We start from the raw sequence: 9,725 nt of genomic DNA, 5'->3' as shown, positions 1-9,725 counted from the left end.
ATGCGCGAGACATAAGGTATCTCTGCACTGCAGGTAGTCTTATCCGATCTACGTCTTCAATTTCCTTTTGAGACTGACGGTAGCATAGTTGCAAAAGGATGAGCAGCCAATGGCTGCTCAGGGTCGAGAGCACCAGTTCGGCCCAGGTAAAAGCGGTCACTCCAAACTCATGTCAGTCCAGTGACTGCTTCGAGATTTGGAGCGGACCTTTGTGGAGGCCGCGCTCCAATGACTGCTGTGGACATTAGCAGTCATCAGCATCTTTGAATTGGGCGGCTGCAGACAGCTTAGACCAGCCGTTCACCGCAACGCTTCTGGCCTACTGGCGACGGGCTGTACTCGTTGAATGCCTATCCTAAACCGGACGCTCAAGGCGCTGCCCCGAAGGTCAGCTTTGCTGTACTGTACTCATCCGTAGCTTGGGCCGGTTTCGGCTGTGGATTCAACTGGTCAGATTTTTTGTGCAGCAGATTACTTCAGACTTTCTGCAATCGCCAAGGTTTTTGCTCTTTCAATAAACGGTATAAACGGTATATCCAGTTTTTAAGGGGTACACGTTTTGCCAGTCCGTAAACCGAAATTGACCAAGTCGAAGGCTGCCACGGCAACAGAGGCCACCAGCACAGCAACAGTGCCCAATGCTCCCAAAGTAGAAGCTCCGGCTCCAGCCCCCGTTGCTGTGGAAGCCCCCAAGGTTATCGATGCAAAATCCAAGAAGCCGAAGCTGGTGCGCGATAGCTTCACCATTCCAAAGGATGAATACGAGGGTATCGATGCGCTGAAATTGCGCGCCGCCGCGCAAGGCCATCTGGCCAAGAAGAGTGAGCTGCTGCGGGCAGGTCTCAAGCTCCTGTCTGCTTTGGACGACAAGCAACTGCTTGTGGCTTTGGAGGCTGTGCCGTCGATCAAGACGGGACGTCCCGCCAAGTCAGAAGAGATGGACTCCAGCCCTCGCAAAGTGCCAGCGAAGTCCAAAAAAGCAGCTAAAGCGTCCTGAGTTCTTAGGTGAGAAATGTGGCAGGAAGTCCTGCCACACTGCGAACCATGAACGCCTGCTTTCGTTAATGCAGGTGGTACTGAATCCAGCCGCAAAGCAGGGTTTGGAGTTTAGCCAGTGGCACATCGTGCGATGGGGCAGCGAGGGCCAACTCTTCGAGTTGATGCAAAGCCATTGCGCGATTGATGCGCAGTTGTTTGGGGAGATGTTCCCCTCGATCCAGCAGCCTATTGATCTCGAACTGGTCGTGGTTGCGCAAGGCATGGACTATCTCATCCAGTCGCTGCGCGTACAGGTTGCTCTTCTGCCTGCCATGCAGTGCCATGTCATGGACCGCGCGGCACAATTCCAGCAGCTCAATATGCTGTGCATCGAGCGCAGGATCGCGCACGCTCATGCGGTGCGTCCATTGTGGGATGACCTTCATCGTCACACTCCTTGGTACCCAGCACATCGCCATGGCTCGAAGACCACCTATCTCAATCTATGCGCTGCTTTCCCGGTTTATGTCACACCCGTGTGACGGCTCCGAGAAGTTTTACCGATGCTTTCACTGAACAGTCGGCTCCCCTTACTGTGTCAGGTGACTATCAACGTTGGATTTCCGAAAAGGGTTGATTGCTGGCCGATGCGAACGACTGCTAACTAGTACCTCTGGTTTGTGGCACTGCCCAATAAGGTCTGCCACTCGGCGACAGACCGCTCACAACCTGTATCTGCCGTTCGCAGCCTGGCAACGGACGACAGCCACTGGCCGAAGCTGTGCCTAGCTACTCGTGACAACAAAACCGCAAAGGCGACCTGCGAGGCTGCGCATCGAACGTCCGGTTCAGGATAGGCATTCAACGGGTACAGGCCGTCGCCTGTCGGCCAGTATCAGTCTCTAGAGGTGTTCCCAATGAGTTTGTTTGCAGACATCTGTTCTGTGCATATCAATGACTGCGTAGCAGACCCAGACGTCCTCGCTCGACAAAGCTAACCCCAATACTGAAGTAGCTTTAAGTTGTCTAAAAATTGCTTTGCTGGACGCAATCAATGGATCTAACGTCGGTCATTTCATAACCAACGGCATTGCTTTACTTTGTAATTTCTGTAATGCAAAAGAAAGCCTGTAATGCTAAATTTCCGGCCTTCCGACTCTTATGCAAGAGTCAGGCTAAAAAAGCTTGAGGGCTTTTTCGCATTTCCTCGCTTTGCGAACCAGGCTGTGTCAGCCCAGTTCAATTGCTTGCCGTTGGCATCCCTCAACATTCGACGTGGCCCGTGAGGTCCGGCAATGCGTGAGTAATCGTCAAGGTCGAGGCCCCGAGTCCGGGCTGTTCCCCCGGCTCACGGGTGGCTGCATCTGCCCATGCCGCCGCCTGCAAACCTAACGCCCTCCATGGTCATGGGAGCGCGGTTGAAGAAAACAACACATGATGAATCACGGCAGAAGACGTTTCTTCAAGCTGTGCGGTGCCGGTGTCGCCGGCTCCACTGCTGCATCCCTGGGCTTTGCCCCATCGGTGGCCATGGCCACATTGCCCCGCCAGTACAAGCTGCTGCGCGCCAAGGAAACCCGCAACAACTGTACCTACTGCTCGGTGGGCTGCGGCATGCTGATGTACAGCCTGGGCGACGGTGCCAAGAACGCAAAGTCCAGGATCTTCCACATCGAGGGCGACCCCGACCATCCGGTCAGCCGCGGCTCGCTGTGCCCCAAGGGTGCAGGCGCGCTGGACTACATCCACTCCGACCAGCGCCTGAAATACCCCGAGGTGCGTGAAGCCGGCAGCAACGAGTGGAAGCGCATCAGCTGGGACGAAGCCAACGAGCGCATCGCGCGCCTGCTCAAGGACGACCGCGACGCCAATTTCATCGAAAAGAACGACAAGGGCCAGCGCGTCAACCGCTGGCTCAGCACCGGCATGCTGGCCTCCTCGGCCGCCTCCAACGAAACCGGCATCCTGGACTTCCGCTTCGGCCGCGCGCTGGGCATGGTGGGTTTCGACTGCCAGGCCCGCCTGTGCCACGGCCCCACGGTGTCGGCCCTGGCGCCCTCCTTCGGACGCGGCGCGATGACCAACCACTGGGTGGACATCAAGAACGCCAACGTGATCCTGGTCATGGGCGGCAACCCCGCCGAAGCCCACCCCGTGGGCTTCAAATTGGCCATCGAAGCCAAGATCCACAACAAGGCCCACCTCATGGTGGTGGACCCGCGCTTCAACCGCACCGCGTCGGTGGCCGACTTCTACGCTCCCATCCGTGCGGGCTCGGACGCCGCCTTTCTCATGGGCGTGGTCAACTACCTGCTGCAGCATGACAAGATCCAGCACGAATACGTCAAGGCCTATACCAATGCCAGCCTGATCGTGCGCGAGGACTATGGCTTCGACGAAGGTCTGTTCAGCGGCTACGACGCCGATAAGAAAGCCTACGACAAATCCAGCTGGACCTATGAGCGCAATGCCGAAGGCCATGCGCTGACCGACGAGAGCCTGCAGCACCCGCGCTGCGTGTTGAATCTGCTGAAAAAGCATGTGGAGCGCTATACGCCCGAGATGGTTGAAACCATCACTGGCACCAAGATGGCGGACTTTCTACATGTGTGCGAACAACTGGCCAGCACCTGCGTGCCCGATCGCACCGCCACCTTCCTTTACGCCCTGGGCTGGACCCATCACACAGCCGGCGCGCAGATCATCCGCGGCTCTGCAATGATTCAGCTGCTGCTTGGCAATATCGGCATGGCTGGAGGCGGCGTCAACGCGCTACGCGGCCACTCCAACATCCAGGGCTACACCGATCTGGGCCTGCTCTCGACACGCCTGCCCGGCTACCTGAACCTGCCCGAGGACAGGCAGCAGACCATAGAGCAGTACCTGACGGACGCCACGCCCAAGGCCGACCTGCCCGGCCAGGTCAACTACTGGAAGAACACGCCCAAGTTCTTCGTCAGCCTGATGAAGGACCTGTACGGCGAGCACGCCACGCGCGAGAACAGCTGGGGCTATGACTGGCTGCCCAAGTGGGATCGCAGCTACGACATGCTGGCCTATTTCGATCTGATGTATCGCGGCAAGGTCAACGGCTACATCGCCCAGGGCTTCAACCCCGTGGCCGCCATGCCCGACTCGGGCAAGATCCGCGACGCCCTGTCCAAACTGAAGTTCCTCGTCATCATCGATCCGCTGCAGACCGAGACCTCCACCTTCTGGAAAAACCACGGCGAGTTCAACGATGTGGACCCCGCGAAGATCCAGACCACGGTGTTCCGCCTGCCCTCGTCCTGTTTTGCCGAGGAAAACGGCGCCATCGTCAACTCGGGCCGCTGGCTGCAATGGCACTGGGCCGCGCAGGAGCCGCCCTTCGAAGCGCGTCACGACGGCCGCATCCTGGGCGGCATCTTCATGAAGCTGCGCGAGCTGTACGCCAAGGAAGGCGGCACCTGCCCCGAGCCCTTGATGAATATGCGCTGGGACTACCATGACCCCCACAACCCCCATCCCGAGGAAGTGGCCAAGGAAGCCAACGGCTACGCACTGGCCGATCTGTTCGACGACAATGGCAAGCTGATCGCCAAAAAGGGCGAGCTGCTGTCCGACTTCGGCATGCTGCGCGACGACGGCACGACCTCCAGCTATTGCTGGATCTTTGCCGGCTCGTGGACCGAGGCCGGCAACCAGATGGCCCGCCGCGACAACACCGACACCGGCCTGGGCAACACGCCAGGTTGGGCCTGGGCCTGGCCGGCCAATCGCCGCCTGCTCTACAACCGCGCCTCAGCCGATCCGGCAGGCAGGCCCTGGGACCCCAAGCGCCAGATCCTGCATTGGGATGGCAGGAAATGGGGCGGCTCCGACGTACCGGACTATCCCCTGACCGCCGCACCCAACAGCGGTGTGAGTCCATTCATCATGCAGCCCGAGGGCCTGGGACGCCTGTTCTCTGCCAAGGGCATGAACGACGGCCCCTTCCCCGAACATTACGAGCCCACCGAAAGCCCGATTGCGGCCAATCCGCTACACCCTAAGGTCAGCAAGAGCCCGGTGGCGCGCGTGTTCGCCGACGACGCGGCCCGCATGGGCTCACGCGAGCAGTTCCCCTATGTGGCCACGACCTACTCCATCACCGAGATGTTCCGCCACTGGACCAAGCACTCGCGCCTGAACGCCATCGTGCAGCCCGAGCAGTTCATCGAGCTATCGGAGAAGCTTGCGGACCAGAAAGGCATCAAGGCCGGCGACATGATCCGTGTCTCCAGCAAGCGCGGTCATATCAAGGGCAAAGCTGTGGTGACCAAGCGCGTGATGACGCTGCAGGTCGCAGGTCAGGAAATCGAGCAGATCGGCATCCCCTGCCACTGGGGCTACGAAGGCACGACGCGCAAGGGCTATCTGGCCAATACGCTGAGCCCCGGCATCGGCGATGCCAATGCCCAGACCCCCGAGTTCAAGGCCTTTCTGGTCAACATCGAAAAGGCATAAGGCGAGCACCCATGACCATGCAATCCCAAGATATCGTGCGGCGCTCGGCCACCAACGGGCTCACGCCCGCCGCGCGCGCCCGTGACCACAAGGCAGAGGTCGCCAAACTCATCGACGTCAGCATCTGCATTGGCTGCAAGGCCTGCCAGGTGGCCTGCAGCGAATGGAACGATCTGCGCGACGATGTGGGCGAGAACTTCGGCGTCTACGACAACCCCCGCGATCTCTCGCCCGAGAGCTGGACGCTGATGCGCTTTGACGAGTATGTCAACGAGCAGGGCAAGCTGGAGTGGCTGATCCGCAAGGACGGCTGCATGCACTGCGAAGACCCGGGCTGTCTGAAGGCCTGCCCCCAGCCCGGTGCCATCGTGCAGTACGCCAACGGCATCGTTGACTTCCAGTCCGAGCAATGCATTGGTTGCGGCTACTGCGTGGCCGGCTGCCCTTTCAACATCCCGCGCATCAGCAAGAAGGACAACAAGGCCTACAAGTGCACGCTGTGCTCGGACCGCGTTGCCGTGGGCCAGGAGCCGGCCTGCGTCAAGACCTGCCCCACGGGCGCCATCGCATTCGGCAGCAAGGACGACATGCTGGTCAAGGCCGAAGGCCGCGTCCAGGAGATGAAGACCCGCGGCTTTCACCAGGCCGGCATCTACGACCCACAAGGCGTGGGCGGCACCCATGTGATGTATGTGCTGCACCATGCCGACCAGCCCGAGCTCTATCACAAGCTGCCCAAGGACCCCAAGATCAGCGCCGTGGTCGAGGGCTGGAAGGGCTGGTTCAAGCCGCTGGCGGCCCTGGGCTTCGTGGCCACGCTGGCCGGAGCCGCAGCCCACTACATGGCCGCCGGCCCCAACGAAGTCGAGGAAGACGATGCCGGTGAAGACCCCGCCAGGAAAGGAGAAACGTCATGAACAAAGACCGCATGATCTTGCGCACCCCGCTGCCCGATCGCCTCTGCCACTGGGCCATGGTGGTGTGTTTCTTTCTGGTCGCCATGTCGGGCCTGTCCTGGGTGTTTCCCAGCCTGAACTGGCTCAACAGCGTCTTCGGCACACCGCAGCTGGCGCGGCTGCTGCACCCCTTCTTCGGCCTCGTGGTGTTCGTGGCCCTGGTCTATCTGTTCGTGCGCTTTGTGAAATACAACCTGTTCGTCAAGGAAGACCGCATCTGGGTGGAGAACGTGAAGTCGGTGGTCGCGGGAGACCACAGCCGGCGGCTGCGCATTGGCAAGTACAACGCGGGCCAGAAGCTGCTGTTCTGGGGCATCATGAGCCTGATCTGCGTGCTGCTGCTCACTGGCCTGGTGATCTGGCGCGCCTACTTCGCGCACCTTTTCCCGATTCCCGTGCTGCGCGTCGCGCTCGCGCTACATGCGCTGGCAGGCGTGGGCCTGATCCTGCTGATCCTGGGTCATATCTATCTGGCCTTCTGGGTCAAGGGATCGATACGCGGCATGGTCACCGGCTATGTCAGCCATGCCTGGGCCCACGCCCATCACGACCGCTGGCATGAGGAGATCAGCGCCAAACCTGCGGCAACAGGCAAAGCCAAGTCAGGGAGCAAACGATGAGCATCCATCTGGTTCCTGAGTCCGAACGCTCGCCGGGTGTGGGCCATATCGCTCCCGTTCAATTGCCCGCCGCCAGACCGCCCTATGCGGCTCGCGCCAGCCGCCTGCAGCATCTGGCCCAGGGCCATGCCATGGCCGAGTATCTGCTGTGGGCCGCCGAGCTGGCCGGTGCCCAGCAGGCCACGGCCGAGGCCCTGCCCCTACCCGAGCAGGAAGCAGCCGGCCTAGGGGCGGCCCTGCAACAGCGCATGCAAACGCCTTTGCATTCGGCCCAATGGCCTCGCTCGGCCCACTGGCTGGCCCTGCTCGACGAGCTGCTGAACCGCATGACACAGCAGCCTGGCATGCAGACTGCCGCCATCCGCCAGGCATTGGCACGCTTGCAACAGGCCGATGCCACGCAGCGCCAGACCTGGGCCGACGCCCTGCTGACGGCCCTGCGCAGCGAGGCACTGCCCGACGACGCGGTACTGCCCGAAGCGGGCGTGGCCCAACTGCTGTGGAGCGCGCTGTCGATGTACTGGCGCCAGCTGGCCAGCCAGTTGCCCGCAGCCGGCCGGGCCGAGCCAGGCGAGCAGCGTCATCTTTGCCCCGTCTGCGGCCATGTGCCCACGGGCAGCCTGGTGCTCGGCGGCGCCCAGGCCGGCGTGCGCTATCTGCAATGCAGTCTGTGCGAATGCCAGTGGCATGTGGTGCGCAGCAAATGCAGCAACTGCGACAGCACCCATGCACTGGACTATTGGTGTTTGGAAGACGAAGAGGCACCCATCAAGGCCGAAAGCTGCAACGAATGCCAGACTTACCTCAAGGCCTTCTATCAGCAGGCGGACCACCAGCTCGAACTCGTGGCTGATGACCTGGCCAGCCTGGCACTGGACGCCGAGATGGAGGCAAAAGAGCTTGCGCGCAGCGGCATCAACCCGCTGATGCTTCCCCTACTATCAGCATGTCCCTGATAAATGCGTTTCGAGTTGAAGTCCCTCGCGTGAGGAGCGAGAGCGCTAGGTATGACTCAGTTGATTAGGCCGCGCACACCTGATCAATCGATGAAATAACCCATCTTCACAGCGCGAGAGCTCTGTTAGTTCCTGACCCCTGCCATCAGGGTGCCCACGCAAAGCGGTGAATCAGTACGCTAGGTTGCAAGGAAGCTGCACATCAAATCCGCTGATTATTTGCATACACAAGCTAGCCCCTAAGCTGCCGGTCAAACCGGCAGAACAAGAGCAGCGTTATCGAGTGCAGGATTTCTACCAGTGGCTAGCGAGGACACAACAGGACGCAGCTCAGTCCTAATCATCAACCGCGGCATGGCTATTTAATACGTAAGTCCTCCACGCCTCGATGTAATCATCTTGCGCCGCCAAATTGCAAGACCTTTGGTGTACCAGAGCGTGTATCCCGCAAACAGTCCCAACGCACCAAGTGTAAGAGGGCTACTAAAAAATTCGCCTGCGCCGCTATGCACCTCGGGTGCTATCCAAAAAATTTCGATAAGTCGATAAACCAGCCGAGCTAGGAAGAGTGTTGCAAGACTTAGCGCGATAGGTTTGTATGGCGTGTATTTGAGGGAGCCAGGTTGGGCCTCAAAAAAAGTTCTACGCAGTGCGACTGTGGCTAGCGCTGCTCCTATTGTCATGAAGCCAAGAAGCTCGGCAATTAATCCAAGCCGAGGAAATAGTGACCAAATGACCGCTAGGAGGAGAGGTCCATACAAGGAGAACGTGATAGGTGCACGATAGCGTGAGAGCCTTTGCGGGCCTATCGCGTGCTTAAAGCGAGCCAACACACGCCAAATAATGAGTAAAGCGAGCGCTGTGTAGCCTAAAAATTGCGATGAGGGTGCAGTCACGATTTTGCAACCTAATACTTAAAGCGACGCGATCAGTTTAACAAGTGCAGGGAGCAGAGGTGTAGGTTTGCACCTTTTTGCGCAATCAAGGATTCATGTCATGGACTACCGACCGGCACGCTGGACTCGTGCCATGGCGTATTGCAGTGCGGTACTGTTGGGTAGTAGCCTTGCGGGTTGTCGCAGTAGTACGAGAAGGTAGATTGCGGTACTTGGTCGGTCAAACCTGTCGTGTACGCAGGGTCGTAGATCGGTGCCCCATAGGTAATAGGTGACACAACCAAAGGGTACGGATACACAGGTGTGGCATAGAAGTACAAAAGGCCTCCAGTAGCCCACCACCAACCGCAGCGCCCGCCCCAGCAGGTCTGATCCCAGCGGCCGCCGCTCCAGCGAGCCAAGTCTGGCCTGCTGAATCCGTGTACGTCGTAGCCTGGGCGATATGCCCAGCGGCCCGAGTCCATGCGATAGGCACCTCCGCCATGAGATGGTCCACCTTCCCAATGATTACCTAATGCGATGCCACCATTAATATAGCCACCATGACTACCATGTTGAGCTAGTGCAGCGCCGGAGCCGACCAGGAGGAGTGCCCCTGCGAGCAGCCAGCGTATCGTGTGAGATGAAGAACTTGCAGACATGTTCATACTCCTCGTCCATCGAATCGTGCTCTTCACATGTAAAGAAGAGCATTTCTTCGATACCTTAGACGATGCGCTTGCACTGTAAAGAACGGATTGCCACTGAGTAAATTTGCTCGTTCGACTGTGTGTTCATTAGTCGCTTTGATTCCCACTGGTGTACCCCCGCTCCAGACGTTGGGCGAAAAAT

General features: G+C 59.3%; 6 protein-coding genes. 5 read left to right on the top strand and 1 reads right to left on the bottom strand.

The window, feature by feature from the left end; translation table 11 throughout:
* The first annotated feature begins 580 nt into the window (after nt 1-580).
* Nucleotides 581-997, top strand: a complete 417-nt coding sequence (locus F3J24_RS24485) for a hypothetical protein (RefSeq protein WP_167011452.1) — start codon at nt 581-583, stop codon at nt 995-997.
* 64 nt (nt 998-1,061) lie between these two features.
* On the opposite strand, the gene F3J24_RS24480 is transcribed toward F3J24_RS24485, so the two are convergent.
* Nucleotides 1,062-1,424, bottom strand: coding sequence for a hypothetical protein (locus tag F3J24_RS24480; RefSeq protein WP_167011451.1), 363 nt, complete (start codon nt 1,422-1,424; stop codon nt 1,062-1,064).
* Between the two features lie 991 nt (nt 1,425-2,415).
* Here F3J24_RS24480 and fdnG point away from each other — a divergent pair.
* Genes fdnG through fdhE form a run of 4 tightly spaced genes read left to right on the top strand, consistent with a single transcriptional unit; the run spans nt 2,416 to nt 7,998 of the window.
* Complete coding sequence (gene fdnG / locus F3J24_RS24475; protein ID WP_167011450.1) at nt 2,416-5,466, top strand: formate dehydrogenase-N subunit alpha; 3,051 nt, start codon at nt 2,416-2,418, stop codon at nt 5,464-5,466.
* Between the two features lie 11 nt (nt 5,467-5,477).
* Complete coding sequence (gene fdxH / locus F3J24_RS24470) at nt 5,478-6,383, top strand: formate dehydrogenase subunit beta (RefSeq protein ID WP_167011448.1); 906 nt, start codon at nt 5,478-5,480, stop codon at nt 6,381-6,383.
* Nucleotides 6,380-7,042 (top strand): formate dehydrogenase subunit gamma, encoded by a 663-nt coding sequence (locus F3J24_RS24465; RefSeq protein WP_167011446.1) that lies wholly within the window; start codon nt 6,380-6,382, stop codon nt 7,040-7,042. The genes fdxH and F3J24_RS24465 overlap by 4 nt, the downstream gene beginning before the upstream one ends.
* Nucleotides 7,039-7,998: a formate dehydrogenase accessory protein FdhE gene (gene fdhE, locus F3J24_RS24460; RefSeq protein ID WP_167011444.1), complete on the top strand. Its 960-nt coding sequence runs from the start codon at nt 7,039-7,041 to the stop codon at nt 7,996-7,998. The genes F3J24_RS24465 and fdhE overlap by 4 nt, the downstream gene beginning before the upstream one ends.
* Nucleotides 7,999-9,725 lie beyond the last annotated feature (1,727 nt).

It is taken from the genome of Comamonas sp. Tr-654 (assembly GCF_011752915.1).
Taxonomy (GTDB): Bacteria; Pseudomonadota; Gammaproteobacteria; order Burkholderiales; family Burkholderiaceae_C; genus Comamonas.
The sequence above is the reverse complement of the archived record's forward strand: the minus strand, read 5'-3'. Positions and strand labels throughout refer to the sequence as shown.

What these genes read in the sequence shown, in the direction of transcription:
- F3J24_RS24480 (WP_167011451.1), bottom strand. Translation starts at nt 1,424, where the DNA reads ATGAAGGTCATCCCACAATGGACGCACCGCATGAGCGTGCGCGATCCT.
- fdnG (WP_167011450.1), top strand. Translation starts at nt 2,416, where the DNA reads ATGAATCACGGCAGAAGACGTTTCTTCAAGCTGTGCGGTGCCGGTGTC.
- fdxH (WP_167011448.1), top strand. Translation starts at nt 5,478, where the DNA reads ATGACCATGCAATCCCAAGATATCGTGCGGCGCTCGGCCACCAACGGG.
- F3J24_RS24465 (WP_167011446.1), top strand. Translation starts at nt 6,380, where the DNA reads ATGAACAAAGACCGCATGATCTTGCGCACCCCGCTGCCCGATCGCCTC.
- fdhE (WP_167011444.1), top strand. Translation starts at nt 7,039, where the DNA reads ATGAGCATCCATCTGGTTCCTGAGTCCGAACGCTCGCCGGGTGTGGGC.